This is a genomic window from Microbacterium sp. LWO13-1.2 (assembly GCF_038397725.1).
Taxonomy (GTDB): Bacteria; Actinomycetota; Actinomycetes; order Actinomycetales; family Microbacteriaceae; genus Microbacterium.
This window is the reverse complement of sequence record NZ_CP151634.1, coordinates 3,808,501-3,834,566: the sequence shown is the minus strand read 5'-3', so window position 1 is coordinate 3,834,566 and position 26,066 is coordinate 3,808,501. Positions and strand designations below refer to the sequence as shown.

The 26,066-nt window shown below is 66.9% G+C and carries 18 protein-coding genes; 14 read left to right on the top strand and 4 right to left on the bottom strand.

Annotated features, from left to right (window positions below; genetic code table 11):
* The first annotated feature begins 45 nt into the window (after window positions 1-45).
* From MRBLWO13_RS18345 to MRBLWO13_RS18280, 14 genes are all read left to right on the top strand, one after another.
* The gene (locus MRBLWO13_RS18345; RefSeq protein ID WP_341975525.1) at window positions 46-2,826 is read left to right on the top strand and encodes a sugar-binding domain-containing protein; all 2,781 of its coding nucleotides are present in this window, start codon (window positions 46-48) and stop codon (window positions 2,824-2,826) included.
* Window positions 2,823-3,548 (top strand): SDR family oxidoreductase, encoded by a 726-nt coding sequence (locus MRBLWO13_RS18340; RefSeq protein WP_341975524.1) that lies wholly within the window; start codon window positions 2,823-2,825, stop codon window positions 3,546-3,548. Before MRBLWO13_RS18345 ends, MRBLWO13_RS18340 begins: the two co-directional genes overlap by 4 nt.
* Window positions 3,549-3,599: 51 nt before the next feature.
* On the top strand, window positions 3,600-4,301 hold the full coding sequence (locus MRBLWO13_RS18335; RefSeq protein ID WP_341975523.1) for an RraA family protein: 702 nt from the start codon (window positions 3,600-3,602) through the stop codon (window positions 4,299-4,301).
* On the top strand, window positions 4,301-5,254 hold the full coding sequence (locus MRBLWO13_RS18330; protein WP_341975522.1) for a mannonate dehydratase: 954 nt from the start codon (window positions 4,301-4,303) through the stop codon (window positions 5,252-5,254). Before MRBLWO13_RS18335 ends, MRBLWO13_RS18330 begins: the two co-directional genes overlap by 1 nt.
* 13 nt (window positions 5,255-5,267) lie before the next feature.
* Window positions 5,268-6,608, top strand: a complete 1,341-nt coding sequence (locus tag MRBLWO13_RS18325; protein WP_341975521.1) for a BNR repeat-containing protein — start codon at window positions 5,268-5,270, stop codon at window positions 6,606-6,608.
* A 102-nt stretch (window positions 6,609-6,710) separates the two neighbouring features.
* Window positions 6,711-9,848, top strand: coding sequence for a stalk domain-containing protein (locus MRBLWO13_RS18320; RefSeq protein ID WP_341975520.1), 3,138 nt, complete (start codon window positions 6,711-6,713; stop codon window positions 9,846-9,848).
* A complete protein-coding gene (locus MRBLWO13_RS18315; RefSeq protein WP_341975519.1) occupies window positions 9,845-11,551 on the top strand; it encodes a hypothetical protein in 1,707 nt (568 codons plus the stop codon). The genes MRBLWO13_RS18320 and MRBLWO13_RS18315 overlap by 4 nt, the downstream gene beginning before the upstream one ends.
* A 108-nt stretch (window positions 11,552-11,659) precedes the next feature.
* Window positions 11,660-12,820 carry a substrate-binding domain-containing protein gene (locus MRBLWO13_RS18310; RefSeq protein WP_341975518.1) on the top strand — a complete coding sequence of 387 codons (1,161 nt, stop codon included), beginning with the start codon at window positions 11,660-11,662 and terminating at the stop codon, window positions 12,818-12,820.
* A gap of 188 nt (window positions 12,821-13,008) precedes the next feature.
* Window positions 13,009-14,049 carry an ABC transporter permease subunit gene (locus MRBLWO13_RS18305; RefSeq protein WP_341975517.1) on the top strand — a complete coding sequence of 347 codons (1,041 nt, stop codon included), beginning with the start codon at window positions 13,009-13,011 and terminating at the stop codon, window positions 14,047-14,049.
* A complete protein-coding gene (locus MRBLWO13_RS18300; RefSeq protein WP_341975516.1) occupies window positions 14,046-14,969 on the top strand; it encodes a carbohydrate ABC transporter permease in 924 nt (307 codons plus the stop codon). The genes MRBLWO13_RS18305 and MRBLWO13_RS18300 overlap by 4 nt, the downstream gene beginning before the upstream one ends.
* A gap of 51 nt (window positions 14,970-15,020) precedes the next feature.
* A complete protein-coding gene (locus MRBLWO13_RS18295) occupies window positions 15,021-16,640 on the top strand; it encodes a hypothetical protein (protein WP_341975515.1) in 1,620 nt (539 codons plus the stop codon).
* A 147-nt stretch (window positions 16,641-16,787) separates the two neighbouring features.
* Complete coding sequence (locus MRBLWO13_RS18290; protein WP_341975514.1) at window positions 16,788-17,393, top strand: TetR/AcrR family transcriptional regulator; 606 nt, start codon at window positions 16,788-16,790, stop codon at window positions 17,391-17,393.
* A gap of 134 nt (window positions 17,394-17,527) precedes the next feature.
* Window positions 17,528-18,970 (top strand): aldehyde dehydrogenase family protein, encoded by a 1,443-nt coding sequence (locus MRBLWO13_RS18285; protein WP_341975513.1) that lies wholly within the window; start codon window positions 17,528-17,530, stop codon window positions 18,968-18,970.
* 3 nt (window positions 18,971-18,973) lie between these two features.
* On the top strand, window positions 18,974-20,443 hold the full coding sequence (locus MRBLWO13_RS18280) for an FAD-dependent oxidoreductase (RefSeq protein ID WP_341975512.1): 1,470 nt from the start codon (window positions 18,974-18,976) through the stop codon (window positions 20,441-20,443).
* Between the two features lie 230 nt (window positions 20,444-20,673).
* Here MRBLWO13_RS18280 and MRBLWO13_RS18275 read toward each other — a convergent pair whose 3' ends face one another.
* From MRBLWO13_RS18275 to MRBLWO13_RS18260, 4 genes are all read right to left on the bottom strand, one after another.
* Window positions 20,674-21,654 (bottom strand): hypothetical protein, encoded by a 981-nt coding sequence (locus MRBLWO13_RS18275; RefSeq protein WP_341975511.1) that lies wholly within the window; start codon window positions 21,652-21,654, stop codon window positions 20,674-20,676.
* 339 nt (window positions 21,655-21,993) lie between these two features.
* A complete protein-coding gene (locus MRBLWO13_RS18270; protein ID WP_341975510.1) occupies window positions 21,994-23,640 on the bottom strand; it encodes an amidohydrolase in 1,647 nt (548 codons plus the stop codon).
* A gap of 2 nt (window positions 23,641-23,642) precedes the next feature.
* Window positions 23,643-24,482 carry a molybdenum cofactor biosynthesis F family protein gene (locus tag MRBLWO13_RS18265; RefSeq protein ID WP_341975509.1) on the bottom strand — a complete coding sequence of 280 codons (840 nt, stop codon included), beginning with the start codon at window positions 24,480-24,482 and terminating at the stop codon, window positions 23,643-23,645.
* 43 nt (window positions 24,483-24,525) lie between these two features.
* On the bottom strand, window positions 24,526-25,974 hold the full coding sequence (locus MRBLWO13_RS18260; protein ID WP_341975508.1) for an APC family permease: 1,449 nt from the start codon (window positions 25,972-25,974) through the stop codon (window positions 24,526-24,528).
* Window positions 25,975-26,066 lie beyond the last annotated feature (92 nt).

Sequence of the window (26,066 nt, the reverse complement as noted above, 5' to 3'; positions counted from 1 at the left end):
ATCCCCACGTTCAACTTGTTCTATTTCAAACATATCGATAAGTTGATGTTCATTATGGTACATCAGGCGTCGAATTCTCCCGGATCGCAGAACACCGCACTGCAGCCGCTCTACGTGTGGCCTCGCGGCGAGGGCGCGCAGCTCGTTCTCGACCGGTGGCAGCTCGCACATGGCGCGCCGACGAAGGACCTCGGTGAGGCTTTCGCAGACCTCGACCGCCTGGAGTGGCACGCGGTCGAGCCGCAGGCCATGATCCAGTGGCAATGGTTCCGCGCAGGACTGGGCCCGCACCCCTACATCGGGAAGAACAGCTCCGACTACCTCTGGATGGAGGAGCGAGTCTGGTGGTATCGCACGACGGTCGAGTTGCCGACGAACTGGGCAGCGGACGCGGAGAGGATCGACCTCGTGTTCGACGGCATCGACCACGATGCGACGGTCTGGGTCGACGGGGTGCGCGTCGATGAGCACTTCGGTGCCTTCGGTGGCCCGGCGATCGACGTGAGCGGGTTCCTTCGCGGGCCCGGTGCAACGCACGAGATCGTGGTCGCGATCACGCCGGCCGGAACCGGCCGAGGAAAGCAGGCGGGCGAGTCGGGCCGCCTCGTCAAAGCGGAGACCTACAGCCGTTGGATCAACAATCCCGACCTGATGACCACCGGGATCTGGCGCCCGGTTCGCCTGGTCGCCACCGCGGGGTACCGCCTCGAACGCCCGGAGATCGCCACGCGGATTCAGACGGACGGCTCGGCGTCGATCGAGGTCGAGCTCGAGGTCGTGCGCTCCGATGTGTCGCCAGACCTCGCATTCGTCACGCGATACGGGCAGTTCCCGCCGCTGGATGACCCGCGCTTCGTCGATCGGGAGGCGGAACCGGCGATCCTGCGCCTCACGCTCCGCGACGACGACGGGGAGATCGTCGCCGAGGGTTCCCAGCGCGTCGACCTCCGTCGTGGACGCCAATGGGTCAGACATGCGCTCGATATCCGTGCGCCTCGGCTCTGGTGGCCGAGCGGGCTCGGCGATCCGGCGCTGTACGCGCTGACGATCGCACTGGAGCAATCGGGTGCCGTCCGCGACCGGCTCAGCATGTCGGTCGGCGTTCGCGAGTTCGAGCTCACCCGCTCGTCGGCTCCGCGCACCGCCGAGCACTGGCTCGACTGGTCGCCGCGGATCAACGGGGTCGAGACATCCCTGCGCGGAATGAACTGGATGCCGCTGGATCTCCTGCACCTGAGCGTCGACAAGTACCGGCACTTCCTCCGTCTCGCTCAGGAGTCGGGTGTGCAGATCGTCCGGGTCTGGGGTGGCGGCCTGATCGAGACCGACGAGTTCTACGAGATCTGCGACGAGCTCGGCCTGATGGTGTGGCAGGACTTCCCGCTCAACACCGACTATCACTGCGAAGGCCTGCCGCTCGACGTGTGGGAACAGCAGGTCGTGTGGAGCATCCAGCGACTGCGCACTCACCCGAGTCTTGTCGTCTGGTGCGGAGGCAACGAGTTCGATCCGTACCTTCCCTCCAACGCGGCGGCCGTCGGCATCATGGAGCGCTCAGTGGCCGATCTCGACCGCCACCGACCGTTCGTGCGTTCCTGCTCCGACGCCGGAGATGTGCACCCCTACCTCGATTTCGATACGCCCTGGTATCTCGCGCTCTACCGCCACGCTCCGGCACTCACCGAGTGGGGCGGGCACAGCCTTCCGGCGTTCGAGAGCCTGCGCGAATTCCTGCCGGAGTCGGAGGCGGCGCTGGCACCCGCAGCGCTCGACTCGTCGGACCCATCGCATTTCGAACACAGCCATCCGACGCTCCGCCATCACTGGGCGGAGTTCAACCCGAGCCGCATTCCACGGATGCTCGATCGTGCTCGCATCTTCGACGACCTCTCCTCGGCGTCGACGGAGCGGTTCGTGGAAGCCGTGCAACTCGGTGCGGCCGAGATCTACGAGACCGTGGCCGCCGACTTCCGGGCGTCCGATGTCGACTCGACGATGGTGATGCCCTGGGTGTTCAGCAGACCGTGGCCATCGGTCGGGATGCAGGTGATCGATCACTCCGGGCGTCTGACGATCGCCCACTCCGCGATTCGTCGCAGCTACGCACCCCTCGCCCTTGCCGTGCGCTGTCCTTACGAGGCGCTCGCCGCGGGCGAGCGGGTACCGCTGACGATCGGGGTGAACCGGGATGCCGACGAGGATATCCTCGCCCGCGGCGACCTGCAGGTGCGGATCTACGACGAGAAGCTCGTGCTGCACTGCACCGTCGATCGTCCGCTCGCCGTCTCGGCGTTCCCATCGTTCGAGTTCGAGGTGCCGGCGTCCGCCGCGTACCTCTTCGTCGTCGCCGACTTCATGGACGCAAGCGTGTCCCGCGCGCGTGCCACACGTGTGCTGCGGGTCTCTGCGGAACTCGACGACCCGGCGGTGCGGAGCGCGTATCGGGACGCACCGGTACCGACCGCCATGCATCACGCGCAGTCCCTGAGGCCGCTCATCGAGCGCACCACCACGCAGTTGCGTCTCGACCGCGTCGAGCCGTTCGGCCCGTCCCCGACCGGTGCGACCCGCTCCGGAAGCGCGACGGTGACGAACGTCGGATCGTTGCCCGCCGTTCTGGTGCGCTGGGTATGGGGCGATCCTGACTGGATCCTCGATGCGGAGGACGACTACTTCTGGCTCGAGCCGCGGGAGTCGCGGCGGGTGGGGCTGACTCTCACGCCGACGCACCACGCGTCGTCATTCGTGAGCGCGCCGACGACGGCGAGCGAGCCAGACCCTTCCGCTTTGCGTGTCTCGGCCTGGAATGCGGGGGCGACGCCATGAACGGCCGGTTCCTCGAGGGCAAGACCGTCGTGATCACGGGCGCAGGGCGGGGGATCGGGCTCGCGATCGGCGCTGGGTGCATCGCTGCAGGAGCGACTGTCGTCGCCGTGAACCGGAGCGCGGTGCCCGACGTCGGCTTCGCGCACGTCGTGACCGTGGACCTCGGGGACCCGGAAGCAGCCGGCGTCGTCGCCGAGGAGCTCCGCGAGCGCGGCCTGGTACCGGACGTGCTCATCAGCAACGCGGCGCTGAGCGACAAGCGCCCCCTCGAGGACGTCACGGACGATCAATGGGCGCGCATCATGCACGTCAATCTCCGTTCGCCGCACCTCCTCGCCCGTGCGCTCGTGCCGCTGATGGGGAGCGCAGGGTCGATCATCAACGTCTCGTCCATCCGCGCGTTGCGAGGATTCGCGGGCGACTCGGTCTACCAGGCGAGCAAGGGCGGGCTCGAGACGCTGACGAAAGCGCTGGCCGTCGAACTCGCGCCGCGAGGCATCCGCGTCAATGCGATCGCACCGGGCGCGATCCGCACCGACTTCAACAGTGCGGCGCTCGCAGACGAGACCCACCGGGCGATCGCACTCGCCGCGATACCGCTCGGACGCTTCGGCGAAGTCGACGACGTGGTCGGGGCGGCGCTCTACCTCGCCAGCGACCTCGCATCCTTCGTCACCGGATCGACGCTCGTCGTCGATGGCGGTCAATCCATCCGCGGATGACCTCAGACCGGCGATGACTCTTCCCACCCACCAATGACGGAATGGAATGACATGAACGACATCTACGAATACGGCACCGACGTCCACGAGCTCATCAACCGCTACGCGGCGCTCTACTCGGGCGCCATCTACGACGTGCTCGACGAACTCGGCTACCCGAATCAGGCACTCGCGACCGACATCAAGCCGATCAGGCAGGACATGATCCTGGCTGGTCCGGCGTTCACGGTGAAAGGCATCCCCGACACGGCGGGCAACGTCGACATGCGGGATCGCCGCATCCACCTGTTCAATGACATGCGCGCCACGGGGGTGCCGCTGCTCGACGTGCGCGACTGCAGCTTCGACACCCAGGTCGCCCACTACGGCGAGATGAACGCCACGGTTGGCGCCGCGAACGGAGTCATCGGAGCGATCGTCGACGGCGGATGCCGCGACACCAGCTTCCTGCTCAAGCGCGACTTCCCGGTGATGGTCCGCTATCTCACCCCGGTCGAGGCGTACATGCGCTGGAGCTACTTCGAGTGGCAGAAGCCCATTGCGCTGCGTGGCGCTCTCTCGAGTGTCGTGCAGGTCAACCCCGGCGACTTCCTGATGGGCGATCTCGACGGCGCCGTGGTGGTTCCACGCGAGCTCGTCGTCGAGGTGCTGGTGAAGACGGAGAAGCTCGTCGCCAGCGAGGACGATGCGCGTCGGGACTTCGCGAGTGGAATGGACCCGGTCGAGGTCTATCAGAAGTACGGGCGCCTCTGATGCTCAAGATCGCCGAATACGTGCGACTCGATCAGCCTCGATTGATGAGGCTGCTGCGCCAATGCGGTGTCGATCATGCCGTGCTCAGACTGCCGGAACGCGAAGACGGCACCATGCCGGATGACCCGGCGGCGGTCACCGCGGCGGTGCGCGAGGTGCGAGAGGCCGGATTCTCTGTGGAGGTCATCGAACCTCTCCCGCCGTTCGAGCGGGTGAAGCAGGGGCTGCCGGGTCGCGACGAGGAGATCGAGCGCATCCACGGCCTGATCCGGACGATGTCGGAGCTGGGCGTACCGGTGCTGTGCCACAACTTCATGGCGATGCATGGGTGGGGACGAACCCGCTGGGCCGAACGCGGTCGCGGCGGTGCGCTCGTGACCGGTTTCGACGTCGACGACCTCGAGGAACAGGAGGAACTCATCAGCGCGGAGCAGATGTGGGCCAACTATGAGTACTTCGTGTGCGCTGTCGTTCCGGTCGCGGAGCAGTACGGCATCCAGCTCGCCCTGCACCCGGATGACCCGCCCATCGCCTCGTATCGCGGCGTGGCTCGGATCATGACGACACCGGACGCGATCGAACGGGCGATGAACCTGAGCGACAGTCCCGCACAGGGGCTCGCCTTCTGCCAGGGGACGTTCTCCACGATGGGAGTCGATGTTCCGAGCACGATCCACCGGTTCGCCGACCGCATCCGCTTCGTGCACTTCCGTGACGTCATCGGGGAGCCGAACCGGTTCACCGAGACGTTCCACGACGAGGGGCAGACGGACATGGCGAAGGCGATGGCGGCGTATGTCGAGATCGGGTTCGACGGACCGATGCGGTCCGATCATGTGCCGACGCTCGACGGCGAGGACAACACGCATCCGGGCTATGAGACCCTCGGCAGGTTGAATGCGGTGGGGTACATGCGAGGGTTGTGGGAATCGGCGGTGTCCGCCCGTGCGTGAACAGGAGTCGAACGTGAGTGATGTCGTCGGAGAGCACGAGACGAATCCGCTCGAGTGTGTTCCGCACCCGAACGCGTCGTATGACCTTGAATCCGAGCGCCTGCAGGTCGCGACTGAGTACCCGATCGACGAGACCTGGGCAGGTCATGCGGTCGGACAGTCGCTGCTCACCCACGGCGAGGATCAGTACGTCGCCTACTACGACGCCGATCGGGTGATGACGGTCGCGCACCGACGGCTCGGATCGGACGCCTGGCAGCGGGTCTCTCTGGACAGCACGCTCGAGTGGGACAGTCACAATTACGTCGTCATGGCGGTCGACGCGGGTGGTCGCCTCCATGTCTCGGGGAACATGCACGTCGACCCGCTCGTCTATTTCCGTGAAGCAGTTCCGGGTGACGTGTCCACGCTGGAGCGCATACCGACGCTGATCAATGCGGCCGTCGAGCGCCGCGTGACCTACCCCGCGTTCCTGACGGCGCCGGACGGCGCGATGGTCTTCACGTTTCGCGACGGCTCGAGCGGCGATGGAGTCAACTACTTCTACCGGTACGACCACGAGGGCGGCGTGTGGCATCCGCTGCTCGCCGGTCCGCTGTTCGACGGCGAGGGGCAGCGCAACGCGTACGCGGAGGAGCCGAAGCTCGGCCCCGATGGCTTCTTCCATGTGTCCTGGGTGTGGCGCGACACACCGGACGCCGCGACGAACAGCCGGTTGTCGTACATGCGCAGCAGGGATCTCCTGCATTGGGAGACGCGCGCCGGTGCGGCGATCGTACTGCCGGTGACGTACGAGCAGGCTGGAGTGGTGATCGAGGATGTGCCCGTGCATGGCGGGCTCCTGAACGGCCTGCACAAGATCGGCTTCGATGCGGAAGGCCGGCCCGTCGTCGCCTACCACCGCTACGAAGACGGCGGCAGTCAGCTGTTCGTCGCCCGAGGTAGCGGCGACGGTTGGCAGATCGAACAGGTCACCGCGTGGCGAGGACGATGGCAGTTCGGCGGGGGTGGGTCGCTCGCCCGTGGCATCCGTCTGGGCCACACGGTGCTGCTCGCAGACGGCCGGATGCGGCTCGACTACGAGTATCGCGGTGCGAGTGGATCCATCGTGCTCGACTCCGAGTCGTTGCTCCCGTACGCGGAGGTGCCTGTGCCGGCCAGGTACCCCAGCGAGGTCGATGGTCCGCCGCGGTCCGCCTATCCAGAAATCTCGGTGCGACTGGCTGAGGATCGAGGGCAGGCCCGCGATGGCCGGTACGTGCTGCGGTGGGAGACGCTGTCGCCGAACCGGGACCAGCCACGGTCGGAATGGCCGACCCCGCAACCGCTGACGCTCTACCGACTCTCGAGCTGACAACCGCCGGACACCTGCTTGACTGAGTTCTCTTGCGCACATAGTGTTTGAAACAGAACACTGTTGTTTTAAACAGGACACTCATTCAAAGGGGAATGACGGATGAACTCAGCAACGCCTTCATCGTCCGAACACGATCCGGGATTCGTCCTGGGGCGCCGCAGCTTCCTGCAGATCGTCGCGGTGCTGTCCGCCGGGGTCGCAGTCGGCTCGGGCACGGGAGTGCTCGCCGGCGCGAGCAGCGCGCAGGCCGTCCCGCAGCCGCCGGCACCCGCGACGCCGGCGCTTCTCCTCGACGAGTCCTTCGCGTTCCTGGTCGATTTCGATCCGCGTCAACTCGCAGCTTCGGGTTGGGAGATCCGCGGACTCGGTGGTTCCGTCACTTACTCGTTCGGGAACTGGTTCCGGCTGACGGATGCCGCGGGGCTGCCTGTCGTCGGGCTGAGCAAGCGATTCCGTCGAGTCTCCACTGGCCCGCTGGTGTGGGAGTTCCGCTTCCAGCCGATCGCCGGAATCGAGGGCGCGACGTTCGCGCTGCTGGATGACGGCGGTTCGGTCGGGGTCGGACTGGAAGTCGTCGACGGGGCGCTCCGCTATGTCGCGCCCGACGGGATGACTTCGCTCGTGACGGTCGAGGACGGTGTCAAGCGTGGAGTGCGTGTGATCGCCGATGCCACGGCCCAGACCGTCTCCATCGACGTCGACGGCCAGCGCGTGCTGACGGGAGCACCTTTCACGAACGCGGTCACGGGGCTGGACACCGTGGCGTTCGAGACGGCCTCGACCTCCGATCTGTATCTGGGCCCGATCCGAATCGCCACAGGATTCTCCCTCCTGGAGGACTTCGTCTCGGTGAACCCCGGCAACACGCTCGGCTCGTGGACGACCACGGGGGCTGCCACGCTTGCGGTCGTCAAGCTCAACGCCTCTCGGCACGCCGACAACCACACCATGCGGCTCGTCACGGGTGGATCGGCTGCCGGCGTGAGCACACCGGTCTCGCCGATGACGACGCCGACCCGGTTCGACATCTCGTTCTTCCTACCCGTGAACTCCAACGGCCTGGTCATCGAGCTCTGGATCGGCAACGGGCGTCAGCTGCGGCTCTCACTCAGTGCCGGGAAACTCCACTACCGTGACGCGTCCGGCGCGGACGTCGTCTTCTCCTCTCTGAACTTCGCTGCCGAGATCTGGCACAAGGTGCACGTCGTGATGAGCGGCGCGACCGCCGACCTGTTCCACAACGGCAAGAAGAAGGCGACGGCCGTGACTCTGATGGCCGCCGCCGCAACGGCCCCGACCAAGCTCGCACTCACCGTCGCGTCGGGGGCCACCGCATACTTCGACGACATCCGTCTCGGGCCGAGCGCCGCCTATCCCGGCGACTACGTCGCGGCGCCGACCCCCGTCGCCACCGGCACCTACCTGGTCGGGGTGCAGTCCTGTTCGCTGTGGCGCGAGGGGTACCACCGCGGCTGGGACGTCATCAATCCGCACAAGGAGCGCACTCCCTACCTCGGGTACTACGACGAGGGATCGCCCGAGGTTGCGGATTGGGAGAACAAGTGGCTCGCCGAGAACGGAGTGTCCTTCCAGATCTACTGCTGGTATCGGCCTCAGAGTGGCAAAGGCACGGCGATCAAGATGCCTCGACTCGGGATGCACCTGCACGAGGGCTACTTCGAATCCAGATACAGCGATGCCGTCGACTTCATGATCATGTGGGAGAACGCGAGCGAGGCCACGGACAGCGCCGACTTCCGCAAGTACATCGTCCCGTTCTGGCTCGAGTACTACTTCAAGGATCCGCGCTATCTCAAGGTCGAAAACAAGCCGGTCGTCTCGATCTACAAGATCGCCGCGCTCGTCTCGAGCTTCGGCAGCGAGGCGGGCGTCCGCGCCGAGATCGACTATCTGCGTTCGCGTGCGGTGGCTGCCGGCTTCGCCGGTCTGATCGTGCTCGGCACGGGAACGACGGCGACGGCGGCCCTCGGTTTCGACGCCGAGTACGCATACAGCCGCAAGGGGTACTTCGGACCGCAGACCGCCGCGATGGTGGAGCGGCGAGGAGCGAGCACGGTCGACGTGCTGCCGACGGTCTCCATCGGACGAAACGATCTCGCATGGAACTCGATTCCTGGCGACTACGCGAGCCCGACCACCTATGCCGACCTCGCCGTGTGGGCGCGCGACACGTTCATGCCCGGTGCGCCTGCCGGAGCGTTGTCGAGGCGCATGGTGATCCTCGACAACTGGAACGAGTACGGGGAGGGGCACTTCCTGTTCCCCGCCCAACTGGCCGGCTTCGGCTACCTCGAGGCGATCCGTGGAGCGTTCGGCACCTCGGCCGGTATCGCGAACACGGCGCCGACAACCGCGCAGATCGACAGGGTGACGACGCTCTATCCGGCGGGCCGCGTCTTCCCGCCGGTCAACGCGACGACGCCGACGACATCGTCGGTGTTCGATCACGAGTGGACCTTTGCCACGGATGGCGACCTCGAGGGATGGACGGATCTGCACGGGACCATCACGAGCCTGCGCGTCGAAGGCGGGGCTCTCCGAGGAACGGCGACGACGACGGATCCCGTGGTGCAGACTCCGGACGGTCTGGATTTCGAGGCCGCCGATCATCCGTACATCAGGGTGAAGCTCACCACCAGCACGCCGAGTCAGCAGGAGTTCTTCTTCACCACCTCGACCGAAGCGGCGTACGCGACGGACAAGGGGATGGACTTCTGTGTGAATCCGGTGCCCGGATCGAACAACGAATATGACATCCCGGTCTGGCGGATGCCGAAATGGCGCGGGATCATCCGCCGATTCCGGATCGACCCGCTCACCGTGACGGGAGAATTTGCGATCGAATCGGTGCGCGTCATGTTCTCCCCGCAGGCAGGCAGCCGCGCTTCGCTCAACGGTGCGGTGTATCCGGAGATGTACGTGCGCGTGGTCGCAGGCGTTCCGCTCGTGCCTGCGGACTTCGTGTTCCGCAAGCGCTCGATCCGCGCAGAGCTGCGCTCCTCCACGGGCGTGTACAGCGTGCGCCACGGCGGTGTGCTCGTCGAGGCGACCATCGGCAGCGTGAATGCGCTCAGAGACGGTGTTCCCTTCGTGCTCGATACGCCTCCCGTTCTCGGCGACTACGGCGAGCCGCTGCTCCCGCTCGATTTCTTCGCCGATGGACTCGGCGCGACCACGAGCTGGAACGGCACCGACCTCGTTCTGGACATCCCGTGAGCGTGCGACGTCCGTCGGTTCAGGGCGGCGTTCTCGTCTCCAGGAGGACGGTCCTCGCCGGAGCTCTGGGCCTCGCCGTGGCCGGAGCATTCGACTGGAACACGCGCGCCGCGTGGGCCGCGGTCGAGCCGACGGTCCTCACGGTCAGCCCCGATGGCACCGCGGACTTCCTCTCGCCGAAGCTGGCGAACGCGTCGATCACCTCATCGTCGGAAACCGCGCCCTACGTGATCCTCGTGCAGCCAGGGGTGTACACCGAGCGGGAGTGGACCGTCGCGCCGTACACCACGGTGAGGGGAACGTCGCGGACCGAGTGCGTGCTCGCAGGCAGCCTGCCCGACTCGGCCACCGACGCCCAGATCGCCGGCAACTCGACGCTGTGGCTGAAGAAGACCTCGGGGCTCGAGAACCTCACGATCACCGCGATGAACATGCGCTACGCCGTGCACTCCGAGAGCTCCGGTGCCAACGTCGACGCTGTGCATCTCGTGAAGAACTGCCGCATCGAGCACTTCGGGAACCAGGGCGCGCGAACGTGGCGCACCGCCAATCCGGGATCCGGGATGTCTCCTTCCACCGTGTGGGTGAGTGAGCGTCCGTGGGGCTACGGGTCGGCGTCTGGGGTGTACGAGCGATTCGAGGACTGCACGTTCGTCGGCACCCGCGAGCCCTGGTACATCCATACGAACAAGGATTTCGCGGCGCCGACCGTCAATGAGCTCGTGAACTGCGAACTCATCCAGACCGGGGCTTTCACCGCGCCGGCGCTGACCGTGCAGTCCCTCGGCTCCGGTCAGCACGACTCGCTGACGCTCACCGGGTGCGATCTGACCGGGCGTTTCATCTACGGCGAGGACAAGCCGTGGATCACCGTCGACCCGCTCCTGCAGCTCGCGGACAAGGCAGAGATCGCGATCACGCTCACCGATTGCTCACCGATCGGGTACCGTTCGGCTCACCGCGGCATCGCGCTGAAGGTGACGGCCCTGTCCACGGGGACGGACGTGCTGATAGAAGCGAGCGGCGACGCCGCGCCCCTGCTCCTGGGGGCGTCGACGTTCCGACACGGCGGGGGCGGTGTCGCTTCGTACCTCTATGGGCAGTGGGACATCTCCGGCATCCTCGTCGGTCCTTCGAACACCGTGACGGTGAACAACACGCTCGGCAGACGGCTCGGCGATTGCGCCACGACACCTCGTCAACTGGTCCTCACCTTCGGGGGTACGACGAGCAGAACGATCGACTTCACGACGGATCTCATCGCGCGCTCGAACTCCGAGGTCCTGAACATCATCAACGCGCAGCTCACCGGGGTGGCGATCGCTGCGGAGTATGCGGTTGCGACGGGGGAGAGCTACCCGACGTTCACCGACCGCGAGTCGATCACGCAGAATGTCGGAACGGCGGGAATCACGCGGTGGGCCGCTGTCGTCCTCGACGGGGCGGGAGTTCGCCTGATGTCGACGACGGATCCGGCGACGGCGCTCGCCGGGGTCGCCATCGAGCAGATCGGGCCCGGTCGATCCGGACGGATCCTTGCCTCCGGCATATTGAGGCCCAACCAGCTCCTCGGCATCTCGACGGCGACGGTGCTCAGTGGCCAGCCGCTCTACCTCTCGGACTCGGTCGCCGGTCGCTTCAGTATGACCGGGACCAGGCAGGTCGGCGCGGCGGTGGCCGACGGGTGGCTGGAACTCACCTGAACGGAGCCATCGGATGTTCATTCCCGTAGAAAAGGGCGATGTTCAATAGGATGTCATCTGAACGTCATCTGCACACGGGGCCGAGGCCCGCCACGGAGAGGCATCCCGATGTCTGCAACGAACCGCCAGGAGCTCATCGTCGCTCGCGCCCGTGAGCGTGGCTTCGCGAGGGTCACCGAGCTCGCAGCCGAGCTCGGCGTGACCGGCATGACGATCCGGCGCGATCTCGACGATCTCGTCGAACGGGGGCTGCTTCGCCGCATCCGGGGCGGCGCTGTTCCGGCGACGGTATCCGGAGGGGGCAGCGCCGGGGGCGCGCCGAACCCGGGGCAGACGAGCCACCACATCGGAATCGTGATTCCCGACATGGCCTTCGACGCGGCAGCCGAGGCAGGGCCGAGTGCAGGCGGCTCCAGTCTCGTCTACTACTTCGGGCGTGTACTGGCGGGCGCCCGCCACGAGATCGAGAGCGCCGGATCCCGAGCCACGCTCATGCTCCTCAGCCGAGCGGCATCCCCGAGCGCTGACGGCGCGATCGCCGAGGCCGCAGAGGAGCGCCGAATCGTCGAGGAGCTGGCGCAGAAGTCCGACGGCATCCTGCTCACTCCCAACGCCCACATCGGCGACCAGGCGCGCGAGTACCTGGACTGGCTCGAGGCGCTGCCGGTGCCCGTTGTACTGATGGAGCGCGAACTCCCGCTGAAAGCGGCATCGCCCAACGTCTCGTCGGTGCGGTCGGCGCACGGGCTCGGCGTCGGCGCGGCCATTGACGAGCTGCGCTCCCACGGGCACGAGCGCATCGCGCTGCTCGTGCATCACCCTTCGCAGACCACCAGCTGGATCCGCGACGGGTGGGAGGCGGCGACGAAGGACAGGAGTCTCACCGCGCCGGTGCACTCGGTATCCGAGTTCCCCGGTTGGCCGGCACCGGCGGTCGTCTCGGAATACATCGACGGGCTGCTTGCTGACGGGGTGACGGCGCTGCTGTGCCACAACGACAACAACGCGTATGCCGTGCTCCTCGCATGCAAGGCGCGTGGCATTGCGATCCCCGCTGACTTCTCCGTCATCGGATACGACGACGACTACGCCGGAATGTTCGATCCACCGCTCACGTCGGTCGCGCCCTCGCGCCGGTACGTCGGCAGTCTCGCAGCGAGGCTCCTTCTCGAGCGCATCGAACGAGGCGGTGACGCGGCGGCGGCGCACGTGCAGGTCGAGCCCGTGCTGGTCGTGCGGGACTCGGTCGCCGCTCCGCCGGCGGACTGACTCCGGTCGCGCTGAGCGTCTTCGTCCCATTGCAGCACCACGTTCTTTCGCGACCCATGACGCGGCACCTCGGCGTTCAAATATGAACAAGTGCGGCTTGACAAGATGAGCACTCTTGAACGTATGATGTTCAGAAGCAAACATCGCGATATCGCAGTCGCCCTGTTGTCATTCGAGGGAGAGTGGGCATGGACGTCCTTCGGGATCAACGCGACGCCACCAGGGTGAACCGTACTCCGAGCAACGGTCGGAAGATCCGCCGCATCCCCTCAGGGAGCGGCCTTCCCGCCGCGCCGCTCGACATGTCGGGCCGGGCGAAGCGGACGCTTGCCACCCGGCTCCGGGAGAACTGGATTCTCTCGGTCTTCGCCGCCCCGGCGGTGCTGGTCATCGTGATGTTCCACTACTACCCGCTGCTCGGCAACGTCATCGCCTTCCAGGACTACCTGCCCTTCCTCGGCATCGAGGGGTCGGAGTGGGTGGGGTTCCGCAACTTCGAGATCCTGTTCAACGGCGACCCCGCATTCCTCAACGCGGTCAAGAACACGCTGGTGATCACTCTGGTGCAGACGGTGCTCGTCTTCCCCGCACCGATCGTCCTCGCCCTCATCCTGAACAGCCTCGTCTCGGAGCGCGTGAAGACGTGGGTGCAGTCGATCATGTATCTGCCGCACTTCCTCTCGTGGGTCATCGTGGTCTCGGTGTTCCAGCAGCTGCTCGGTGGCAGCGGGCTGCTCAACAACTGGATCCGGCAACACGGCGGTGATGCACTGCAGATCATCGGCAACCCCGACACCTTCATCGGGCTCCTCACGTCCCAGGTCATGTGGAAGGACGCCGGCTGGGCCACGATCCTGTTCCTCGCCGTGCTCTCGCAGATCGACACCGACCTCTATGAGGCATCGAACGTCGACGGCGCATCGCGCTGGCGCCAGCTGTGGCACATCACGCTGCCCGGCATGCGCGGCATCATCATCCTGCTGCTCATCCTAAAACTGGGTGACTCGCTCACCGTCGGGTTCGAGCAGATCATCCTGCAGCAGGAGGCGGTCGGACTCGATGCGTCAGAGGTGATCGACACCTACGTCTACAACAACGGAATCGTCGGAGGCAATTGGGGCGTGGCTGCCGCCGTGGGGCTCGTGAAGGGCGTCATCAGCGTCATCCTCGTGCTCGGGGCCAACAAGCTCGCCCATCTCTTCGGCGAGGCAGGGGTGTACAAGAAATGACCGCGATCGTGCAACGTCCCCTGCGCCAACGGCGCAACCGTCTCCATAACGGTCAGACCCTCGCTCATCCGCTCATGCGCGGCCTCAAGGGGCTCGTGCTGCTGATCGCCTGTGCGCTCATCATCATGCCGTTCGTCGCGATCATCTCCACCTCGTTGGCGGGGGAGGACCAGATCACCCGCTCGGGCGGGCTCGTGCTCTGGCCGGAGCAGTTCAACCTCCACGCCTATGAGGCGGTCTTCGCCGGCGGAGTCGTCAGCAGGGCGCTCGGCGTCTCCGTGTTCGTCACGGTCGTGGGTACCGCGCTGTCGCTCGTCACGACGACACTGCTCGCCTACGCCCTCTCGCGCCCGAATCTGGTCGCCCGTGGTGCGGTGATGATGCTCGTGCTCTTCAGCCTGCTGTTCACGCCCGGCATGATTCCGACATACCTCGCCGTCAAGCAGTTCGGGCTCATCGACAGCCTCTGGGCGCTGATCATCCCGACGATGGTGAACGCCTTCAACGTGATCGTGCTCCACTCCTTCTTCAAGGGGCTGCCCCAAGAGCTGTTCGACAGCGCAAAGCTCGACGGAGCATCCGAGTGGCAGACCCTCCGTCAGATCGTCCTGCCGCTGTCGAAGGCGATCCTCGCCGTCGTCGGTCTGTTCTACGGCGTCGGCTACTGGAACTCGTTCTTCACATCGCTGCTCTACCTCAACGACTCGAGCCTGTGGCCGCTGCAGATGGTGGTCAGGTCCTATGTCGTCGGCGGGAGTCAGCTCAGCCCCGCCGAGCTCGGCAACCCCGACGTCCTGCCACCGCAGCCCGCGCTGCAGATGGCCATCCTCATCATCTCCATCATTCCGATCGTCTGCGTCTATCCCTTCCTGCAAAAACACTTCGCCAAGGGTGTGCTCACCGGGGCCGTCAAAGGCTGACCCCCGCAGCGCACACCGCCCTCTCTTCACCGACCCCTCAGGAGTTCTCCCGTGAATGCTTCCCTCTCCCGCCGCTCGTTCCTCGGCGGCGCGGTCTCGACCGTGGTGCTCGCTGCCTTCACCACGACCGCCCTCACTTCCTGCAGCCCCGGCGGGGCCGCAGGGGCTGGGCCGGTCGCCGCCGGCTCCGGCATTCTGCCGAAGTACATCCCCTACGCGGGGATCACTCCGGACAGCCCGGGGGAGGCCGGACGCGCCTCCGACGTCTTCTTCCGCTATCCCACCCCGCCGGCCCGCGTGATCAAGGGGGTGCCAGGCGATGGCAAGCCCTTCAGCGCGTTGACGATCGCCGACGCCACTCCGCCGGCCCTCGATGTGAACCAGTACTGGCAGATGGTCGACGAGCGTCTCGGATCGCAGTACAAGCCGAGCTTCGCTCCCGGTGCGGATTACCCCGCGAAGTTCGCGACCGTGTCGGCCGGAGGCGCGATGCCGGACTTCTTCACGGTGCTCCCTGACACACCGTCCCAGACGGAACTCTTCGCCGCGACCGCGCTCGATCTCTCGGAGCATCTCGCCGGTGATGCGATCAAGGACTACCCGTTCCTCGCCAACATCCCGACCGAGTCCTGGCGCGGCACGGTCTTCAACGGCCGCATCTACGCCCTTCCGATCTCACGCGGCATCCAGAACACCTGGGTGATGTACGGCCGCAAGGATCTCCTTGCGGCCGAAGGCATCACCAAGGACCCGAAGTCGTTCAAGGACTTCGAGGATCAGCTCAAGACGATGACCGACCCGAGCGCGAACAGATGGGCACTCGCCTCGATCCCGCTCGACTACGTGCGTCAGATGCTCGGCATCCCCAACCGGTGGAGCGAGAAGGGCGGAAAGCTCACCAGTGCGCTCACGCACGAGGCGCAGGAGGATGCACTCGAAGCGACACGGAAGATCGTCGAAGCCGGCTACGTGAACCCGGATGCTGCGACCACGCCGAACGATCGTCAGAAGACGTGGCTCCAGTCCGGTTCCTCCGCTTTCGGCTGGTTCACGCTCAGCGCGTGGCCGACGCTCAAGACGGAAGGCACCGGTGCCTTCGATGCACGCGGCGTCACCGTGCCCGGCTTCGCGTCCGGAGACGTGGGAACAGCGTGGCTCGGCGATCCGAACCACAGCATCGTCGGAATCGCCAAGGCGAACAAGGCCCGCGTCAAGACGATTCTCGCCATGGCCAACTGGCTCGCCACGCCGTTCGGCACCGAGGAGTACCTGTTCCGCAACTACGGCATCGAGGGTGTGCACTACACGATGGCCGACGGCATCCCGACGCCGATCGCGGCGACGAGTTCCGAGCGGGCGCTGGCGCTCGGCTACCTGAGCGCACCGCCGCGGGTGAACTTCGCGTCGCAGAAGGAGGTCCTCCTGGCCAACCAGAAGTTCGAGTTCGCGGTCACGGAGAATGCGGTGGGCAACGCCGCGAACGGGCTCTACTCCAACACCCAGTCCCGGCGCGGCGTCGCTCTCGACACGGCGATCAAGAACCTCGAACTCGACATCGTGCTCGGACGCAAGCCGGTCTCGGCCTGGAAGGCGGGGGTGAAGGCTTATCGCTCCGGCGGCGGCGATCAGATCGCCGCCGAATACAAGAAGTCGCTCGCTGCGAACAGCTGACGACGGATGGCGGCCTGAAACTCCGCGACGGGATCGCGATCAGCGATCGCGATCCCGTCGCGCGGTTCAGTTTCATGGACGCCGGCCGCGCAGACGTCATTTCACGGCGGCGGGCTGGCTTTCGTCCGGCATGACACACTGGTTCCCGTGACTCAGACCGCAAGCGGTACGGATGCGGCGCGGCGCGGCCGCCCCGGCTACGACCGGCGCGGGCTGCTCGATGCCGCGGTCACCGTTTTCAACGAGTCCGGCTACGACGCGACGTCGGTCGCCGCTCTCGCCGCCCGTCTGGGACTGTCGAAGGCGGCGCTCTACCACCACTTCTCCTCCAAGGAGGAGATCCTCGAGACGGCACTTGGAGACGCGCTCGACGGACTCGAAGGCGTGCTGCGCCAGGCGCGGGCCGTGGCGGCGGGCGACCGTCTCGCCGAGGTGCTGCAGGGAGCCGTGCGCGTTCTCATCGAACAGCTTCCGGCCGTCACCCTCCTGCTCCGGGTTCGAGGCAACAGCGATGTCGAACGCCGCGCGCTCGATCGGCGGCGCGCCTTCGACCAGGACGTCGCGGCGATCGTCCAGGCTGCGCAGGTCGAGGGGGCGGTGCGCGACGACGTCGACGCGTCCGTCGCCACGAGACTCCTGTTCGGCATGGTGAACTCGCTGGTCGAGTGGTACCGCCCGACCGGACCGGAGGGCGCGGAAGCGCTCGCGCGCGACGTCCTCACCATCGCGCTGGACGGATTGCGCACGCGCTGAGCCGGCGCATCCCTTCGCACTCGGACATCTCCGTAGCGCTCCGCGACAAGTGCGCGGCGAAGACCGGATCGACAATGGATACAGAGCCGGCGTCCTCACCGTCGGCACGCGTCTCGCTCGAAGGAGAGTCACCGATGTCCGATTCCGCAGCATCCGCAGCCGCAGCGCTGCTCGACCGCATCCAGGCACCGCAGGGCTCCGGCCGCGACATCCCGGATGCCGCCACGCGCGAGACGATCGGTCGGGCGCCGGTGCATTCCGTCGCCGAACTCGACGACGCCGTGGCCCGCGCGAAAGCCGCTCAGCCCGCCTGGGAGGCACTCGGACACGAGAAGCGCATCGAGCTTCTGCTCGCCGCCGCCGATGCGATCGACGCGAACGCCGAGGGGCTCGCGTACCTCCTGTCGCGCGAGCAGGGGAAACCCCTGAACGGCCCGAACGCCCGTTTCGAGGTCGGCGCCTGCTCCGCATGGCTGCGCACGAACGCGGCCACCGTGCTCGAGCCGCAGGTGATCGTCGACGACGAGACGCTGCACGCGGAACTCGTCTACAAGGCGGCCGGAGTCGTGGCCGCCATCGGCCCCTGGAACTGGCCGATGATGATCACGACGTGGCAGATCGGCCCTTCGCTGCGGATGGGGAACACGGTCGTCGCGAAGCCCAGCGAGTACACGCCCCTGAGCGCGCTCGCCCTGCTCGCCGTGATGAACGAGGTGCTCCCACCCGATGTGCTCGTCGGCATCTCGGGCGACCGCGAGGTCGGCGCACGCCTCGCATCGCACCCCGACATCGCCAAGGTGATGTTCACCGGTTCCACCGCCACCGGACGCAAGATCATCGAGAGCTCGGCCGGAAACCTCGCCAGGCTCACCCTCGAGCTCGGCGGCAACGACGCCGGCATCGTCCTCCCCGGCACGGACGCGAAGACCATCGCGCAGGATCTCTTCTGGGGCGCCTTCATCAACACCGGACAGACCTGTGCGGCGCTGAAGCGCCTGTACGTGCACGACTCGGTCTATGACGACGTCGTGGATGCACTCGCGGAGATCGCGGCATCCGTTCCGATCGGCAACGGACTCGATGAGAACAACGTGCTCGGGCCGCTGCAGAACAAGGCCCAGTTCGACATCGTCAGCCGACTCGTGGAGGACGCGAAGGCGCGCGGCGGCCGAGTCGTCACCGGCGGCGAGGCGGCGCCGGAGCTCGGCGAGCTCTTCTACCGGCCGACGATCGTCGCCGACATCGGCAATGATGCGGCGCTCGTGCAGGAGGAGCAGTTCGGACCGGCACTCCCGGTCATCCGGTACTCCGACGTCGATGAGGCGTTCGGCTGGGCCAACGGGGTGGACGTCGGTCTCGGTGCCTCTGTGTGGTCGAGCGACCCGGAAGCCGCACGTGAGGCGGCGAGCCGCATGGAGTCGGGGACCGTGTGGATCAACTCGCATGGCGGGCTGCATCCGATGGTGCCGTTCGGCGGCGTGAAGAGCTCCGGTTACGGGCTCGAGTTCGGCGTCGAGGGACTGAAGTCCGTCGCCGTCACCCAGGTCTTGAGCGGTCCCGGCCGGAAGAAGGGCTGAGGGATGGTGTTGCGCTCTGCCATCGTCGTCGGCGCGGGAACCTCGGGATCGATCGTCGCTCGACGACTGGTGGATGCCGGGGTGCAGGTCACGCTCGTCGAGGCCGGCGGCTACGACACGAACCCGGCCATCCACGATCCCTCCCGGGCCGGCGAGCTCTGGCACAGCACCGAGGACTGGGACTTCTACACGACGCCGCAGGAGCACGCCGCAGGGCGTCGTCTGCACCTGCCTCGCGGCAAGGTGACCGGGGGATCGCATGCGCTGAACGCCATGATCTGGGTTCGCGGTGCCGCATCCGACTACGACGGCTGGGAGCGTGACGGCGCGACCGGCTGGGGGTGGGCCGAGGTCGAGCCGGTATTCCAGGCCATCGAGAACGATCTGCTGCCGGTGACGGACGACTATCCGCTGTCCCCGATCCAGGAATCCATCATCGACGCCGCCGTTCAGGAAGGGCTGCCGCACAACCGCGACTACAACGGCGGCACGCTCGACGGCGTCTCGCAGCAGCAGGTGACGATGCGCGACGGCCGCCGCGTGAACACCTGGATGGCCTATGCGCAGCCTGTCGCCGAGAAGCTCTCGATCGTCACCGGGCGCGAGGTGCATTCGGTGATCGTCGAAGACGGCCGGGCCGTGGGCGTGCGGCTGGGGGAGGGCGCCGACGCCGAGGACCTGCGCGCGGAATCGGTCGTTCTCGCGGCAGGTGCGATCGGCTCGCCGGTCATTCTGCTGAGGTCGGGCTTCGGGCGGGCCGAGGAACTGACGGCGTTGGGGATCCCGGTCGTCCAGGATGCGCCCGGTGTCGGCAGGAATCTCCACGACCACCTGCTCTCGCCGGTGATCTTCACCACGCAACGGCCGATCGGACCGCCGCAGCCCGGCATCTCGGTCACGCAGAGCCACCTGTTCTGGCGCAGCCAGGATGATCTCGCCGAACCCGACACGCAGCCGATCCATTTCTCGGTGCCGATGTGGGGCGAACTGGAGCCGCGCGGCGGCGACGGATTCACCCTGATGGCCGGGCTGGTGACGCCGCACAGCCGCGGCTCGTTGACGCTGTCGGGACCCGGACTCGCGGATCCTCCGAACATCGACCTGGCGGCCCTCGCCGATGAGCGGGATGTGGCTGCGCTCGCCGCATCCGTCCGACAGTGCCGCTCCATCGGCGCGCGACCTGCGCTGGCCGACGGGTGGGGCGCCGTCGAGGCCTACCCCGGGCCCGACGTTTCGGATGCAGAGACGGAGGACTGGGTGCGCCGCACGGTGATCACCTACCACCACCAGGTCGGCACCTGCCGGATGGGCTCGGATGCCGAGGCCGTCGTCGACCCGCAGCTGCGCGTGCGCGGGGTCGAAGGGCTGTGGGTGATCGACGCGTCGGTGATGCCGCGCGTGCCCACCGGGAACACCAACGCCCCGGCGGCGATGATCGCCGAGCGCGGAGCGCGCTTCCTGCTGGAGGGGTGAGCGGCGGCCCCTCCTGCGCGCGTCGTGACCCCTGCAGTCGCCAACGTCGCGGCTGCCACCCCCGTCTGTTGATGCCCTCTGCTGTAGATGCCCCCTGCTGTTGACGACACCCGCGTTTGTTGACGGTGTCACGGGTATCACCCCCCGGTTGTTGACGACACCCCCGCTTACCGACGTCAACAACCGGGGGCCTCGGTGAGAACCGGGGGTGTTTGTTTCAGGCCCCGGGGTCACGGAGGGCGGATGCCGAAGGCGCTCAGTCTCCTTCCGAGGAGCTGCGGTGTCGCAAGGTGCGCCGACTCCCAGCGTCCGAGTCCCCAGCCGGTGACGCCGCGGACTGCATCCTCTCGACGCTTCTCTGCGAGGACGATCTCCTCGATCGTGCGCCCTCCCATGAGTTCGGGGTCCGTGTACTTCCCCAGTCCGTCGAACTCGCCGAAACTCCGCGACCCAGGAAACGCGAAATCCAGCCAGTAGTCCTCGGAGTCCGGTCCGACGACCCGCGTCTGCAGCTCCACCGCCGTGAAGCCGAGGCGATGCAACTGCAGGCGGCTGACGCTCTCTCCGGGCAGCTGTGCGCGGCCGTCCGCGAACTCGATCACCCACCGGGTCTGACGGATGCCGCGGGTCGTTGCGCTCTTCGCCCGGCAGACCAGCTCACCTCGCCATTCCGCAGTGATCGCGGCATCCATCGTCCGGCCGTCGGGGACGGCGATGCCCCGGAGTGCGGCATCCGCGGCTGCGACCGCGGCCTCGGTGCTCACGGTCGCGGTCACGTCGAGGACGGTGCGATCGCGGCTGGTGCAGCGGATGCCGTCGATCACGGTGATGTCGTGTGCCGGGACGTGGGCATCGTGCCAGCGGATTCCTGCACGAAGCCGACTGTGACGGCGGCCATCGGTGACGGCGTGCACTTCACTCGGCACCGTCTGATACAGCGGAAACCCGTGCAGAACCGCCGCCGATACACCCCAGAAAACCGGGCCGGGCGGCACCGCGTTGAGGCATGCGGCGAGCACCTCCACGAGGTGCTTTCCCTCGTTCCACAGCTTCTTCCAGTCGCTGGTCCGCACGTACCAGCCGCGTCGCACCCGCTTCAGGGCTCCCGATTCGACGGACGCCCGCATCTGTCGATCGGTGACGCCTGCCTCAAGAAGCTGCAGGCGCGAGCGCAGCAGCTTTCTGGCTTGTGGGATCGTGAGCGTCGCCATCCGGTCATCCTGGACCGCCATCTGCGTCGTTCGAGAGGGGAATCCCGTCGATTGCGAACAACTCGGGTGAATGCGTGAGATGTGCAGGACTAGTCCGGTCCGACGTCGCGGCCCTCCCGCTTGAGACCCAAGCACCCCCGTCGGAGACCCAAGCACCCCCGTCGGAGACCCATGCACCCCCGTTTATCGACGAGACCCCCAGGTATTCACGTCGACAGCAGGGGGTCTCGTCAATAACTGGGGGTCCCGCATCCGCTGCGTCAACAAACGGGGGTGGCCCCGACAACCGGGCGCGTCAACAACCACGGCTACGCCAACACCAGGCGGTGCGCGCCGTCTTCAGGCCGTGAAGACCTCACGCCCGGCGAACCAGGTCGACAGCACCCGGGTGTGGAAGATCTCATTCGCGGGGCCCGCGACGGCATCCCGTTCGAGCACGACGAAGTCGGCCGACTTGCCCGGTGCCAGCGACCCGGTCTCGTCGCCGAGGCCCATCGCCGTCGCCGCGTTGATCGTGAAGATCTCCAGCGCCTCTTCTGCGGTGACCGCCTGTTCCGGCCACAGTGTTCCCGGAGCCCGTCCGAGCGGGTCGGCGCGGGTGACGAGCCCCTGCATCCCCTCGAGAGGGTTCGGAGATTCGCTCACCGGCCAGTCGGACCCGCCGGCGACGAGACCGCCGGCGTCGATGATCGAACGGTTGGGTTGCGAGTGCTCCGCCCGATCGCCGAGCACCTCGGCCAGAGCTTGTGGGATGACGCCGGGATACCAGATGAACGGCGAGATATCGGCGGCGACCCGGAGCGCGGCCAGGCGCTCGATGTCCGAGTCCGCGAGGAACTGGCCGTGCGCCATCTGGAATGCGGTGTCGGTGAAATGCTCCGCCCGCAGGCGTTCCACGACGTCGAGCAGAAGTCGAGCCGATCCGTCTCCGGTGACGTGCACTTTGGCGCCGAGGCCGCGTTCGGCGACGTTGCGGAGCCAGCCGTACAGCTCGTCGAAGTCCATCGTCGTCGTGCCGTGGAAGTGCGCGCCGTGCACGTCGTCCGGAAGATACGGATCGATGAAGAGCGCCGTCCGCGCCGGCGGAACGCCATCGAGGAAGATCTTCACGAAGTCCGGCCGGTGATGCGCGGTGCGGAACTCCTCGCCGCGCGAGACCAGCGGTTCGCCGACGGTGTCATAGCCGAAGATCTCGTCGTTGACGGTGAGGCTGGACACCACCCAGGCATTCAGCTCGCCGGCCTGATCGAGCGACTGCAGCGCCGCAAGGATCTCCAGCGAGACGGCGGCATCCTGGAACGCCGTCACCCCGAAGCCGTTCAACAGCTCGACGCCGCGCTGCGATGCCCGCCGGTGCTGCTCGGGCGAGAGACCTCCGGCCCGCGCGTGCGCCTGCGCGACCGGGATGCCTGCCGCCTCGAGCAGGATGCCGGTGGGCTCGCCATCGCTCGGATCCACGAGCGTGACGCCCTCAGCGGGGATCGCATCCTTGGAGATCCCGGCCAGGCGCAGCGCGGCCGCGTTGACCCAGCGGTTGTGATGGCTGTCGTCGGACAGCATCACCGGGCGTCCGCCGGATGCCTCGTCGAGGCGCCTGCGCACGGCAGAGCTGTTCAACTCATCCATGAGGGTGCTGGCCCAGGAGCCGCCGGTGATCCAGGCATCCGCCGGCAGCGATCGCGCATGCGCGGCGACACGGTCGAGGATCTCGTCGAGCCCCAGTGCCGTTCCGAACGATAACTCGAAGAGATCGGTCACGCCCGCGGTGGCGTGGTGGTTGTGCACGTCGACGAAACCCGGGTAGACGGTGGCGCCAGCGAGATCGCGCACCTCGGTGCCACGACCGCGGAACACCGCTGCCTCCGCTGCCGTTCCCACGGCGAGGATGCGCCCGTCCCGGATGGCGATCGCCTCGGCGAGCGGGCGTGCGGGATCGACCGTCCGCACCCTGGCGCCGGTGATGATGAGGTCGGCGTGCACAACCATGTTCAGCGCGCCAGCGGGCGGGCCGGGTCGAACTCGACCGGGTGCGTGGTGTGCGAGATCAGACGGCCGTGCGCACCGAACGTGAAGTGCGTCGGAGTCGTACCGGTCTCGTCCCAGCCGAAGAGCACACCGTGCGAGCGGATCGCCTTCTGATCGCGGTGGTCGGCGATCGTGACCGAGCCACAGGGGATGACCTTCTCGCGCCAGGTGAAGACGTAGATGCCGGGACGGATGCGCCAGACCGTGTTCGCGTCCGTGTCGGCGAGGCCCTGCTCGGGTCCGGCCAGGCACTGCCAGGTGTACCAGTGCGGGGAGAGGTAGACGTGCTCGTAGGCGTGCGTGCTGGAGTACACCCAGAGCACACGGCGGCCGATCAGCTCGGTCGTCGGAGCGGGCGCCTCGCCGTTCGTCTCGATGCCCTCGATGAGACTGGACGCGAACGCCATCTGCACGGCGGTCCGGCCGGGGGCCGCTTGACCGAGGATCGAGATCACGGAGAGCGCGTGGCCGCTGCGGAGGTCGAGGATCAGCGTGACGGCCTCGTTCGGCAGGTATTTGTGGTGGAACTGCGCGTAATACAGGTCCTGGTCGACCTCGATGACCTCGCAGTCGTCGGTGTCGGATGCCGCGGCCGTCTCGTCGCCCTCGCCGGGCTCGTAGCTCCAACTGACGGTGCCGGGGCCGAACGTGTGGGTGATGCGGGTTCCCCGATCGTCGACGACCGTGAACGTGCGACCGTCCAGGTCGTTGCTGAGCTCGGCCTTGCTGGCGTCGAAGCCGGGAGCGAGGCCGTCGAGCGGCAGCCAGGTGGACGTGTCGGAGAGGTTGACGTCATCGGTCATGGTGCGTGCTTTCCTTCGTGGTGATGGGGTGGTCGGGGGGAGCTCAGCGGTCGCTGAACTTCTCCAGGTCGGTGGCGAGCTCGTCGTAGACGACGGGCTTCGTGCGCTTCAGATACGCGCCGTAGGCGATTCCGCCGATGATGGCGAGCACGAGCAGCAGCGGCATCATCCGGATCGCCGGCTCACTGGAGCCCGCGACGATGTCGAAGTTGACGACCGCGAGGATCGAGATGGCGGCGATGCCGAGGAATCCGATGCCCGGCGCGATGAACGTGCTCCACCAACGCGGATCCTGACGGCGCCGGAAGTAGACGACGATCGAGATCGCGGCGAGGCCCTGCAGGATCAGCACGCTGAGCGTTCCGAAGCCGAGCATCGCGGGGACGAGGGTGAGGATCGGGTCGGCTCCCGCGATCGCGAAGATCACCGCGACGAGCGCTGCGAAGCCGGCCTGCACGATCCCTGCGATCGCCGGTGCGCCGTTGCGACGGGTGCGCGCGAGTGCGTGCGGCAGGATGCGCGCGCGCCCGAGCGAGTACAGGTAGCGGGTGGCCGAGTTGTGGAACGCGAGCATCGCCGCGAACAGACTCACCAGCAGCAGCACCATCATGACCGTCGTGAGAGGTCCGCCGAGATACTGTGCGGAGAGCGAGAAGATGAGGTCTCCGGTGGGCAGGTGCTCCAGCGCAGTGCTCTGCGCCTGCGCGACGCCGGTGGCGCTGACGACGGCCCAGGTGGTGACGCCGAGGATCACGCCGATCGCGATGATCGAGGTGTAGGTCGCGCGGGGGATCGTCCGCAGCGGCTGCTTCGCCTCCTCGCTGAACAGCGCGGTCGCCTCGAAGCCGAGGAATCCGGTGGCTGCGAGCAGCAGGCCGATCGGGAGGGAACCGGAGAACACCGCTTCCGGGCTGAACGCGGCGACGTCGTAGCCGGTCTGCACGAGCACAGAGATGTCGAACACGACGAGCATGAGGACTTCGAGCACCAGGCAGACGCCGAGGACTTTCGAGGAGAAATCGACGCCGATCCTGGCGAGCGCGAAGCACACCACGATCGAGAGCAGCCCCCAGACGATCCAGTGCATGTCGAATCCGGTCAGATCGCGGATGATCGCCTGCATGAAGAAGCCGCTGGTGCCGATGGTGCCGACGACGAAGAAGTTATAACCGAGCGTCGCGATGAGTCCGGCGATGAGGCCGCCGGTGCGACCGAGGCCCTTGACGACGAAGGCGTAGAAGCCGCCGGCGTTGACCAGCTGCTTCGACATCTGCGCGTAGCCGACGGCGAACAGCAGCAGGATCGCCGCGACGATGAAGAACGACATCGGGGTGCCGCCGCCGTTGCCGAGCGCGATGGCGATGGACGCGACGACGACGATGCCGGTGAGCGGCGCGACCGCCGCCAGCACCAGGAAGACGATCCCTGCGACGCCGAGGGCGCCAGGGCGCAGGGCGGTGTGCTCCTGCGGTACTGCGGTCGTATCTGCCACGTCGGCTCCTTTGCTGGCTGTCGCCTGTGTTCACGCACAGTGCGGACGACGAGGGATTCTCGTTAGGGCGAGTCTGCTCGCGTGCCGACCTC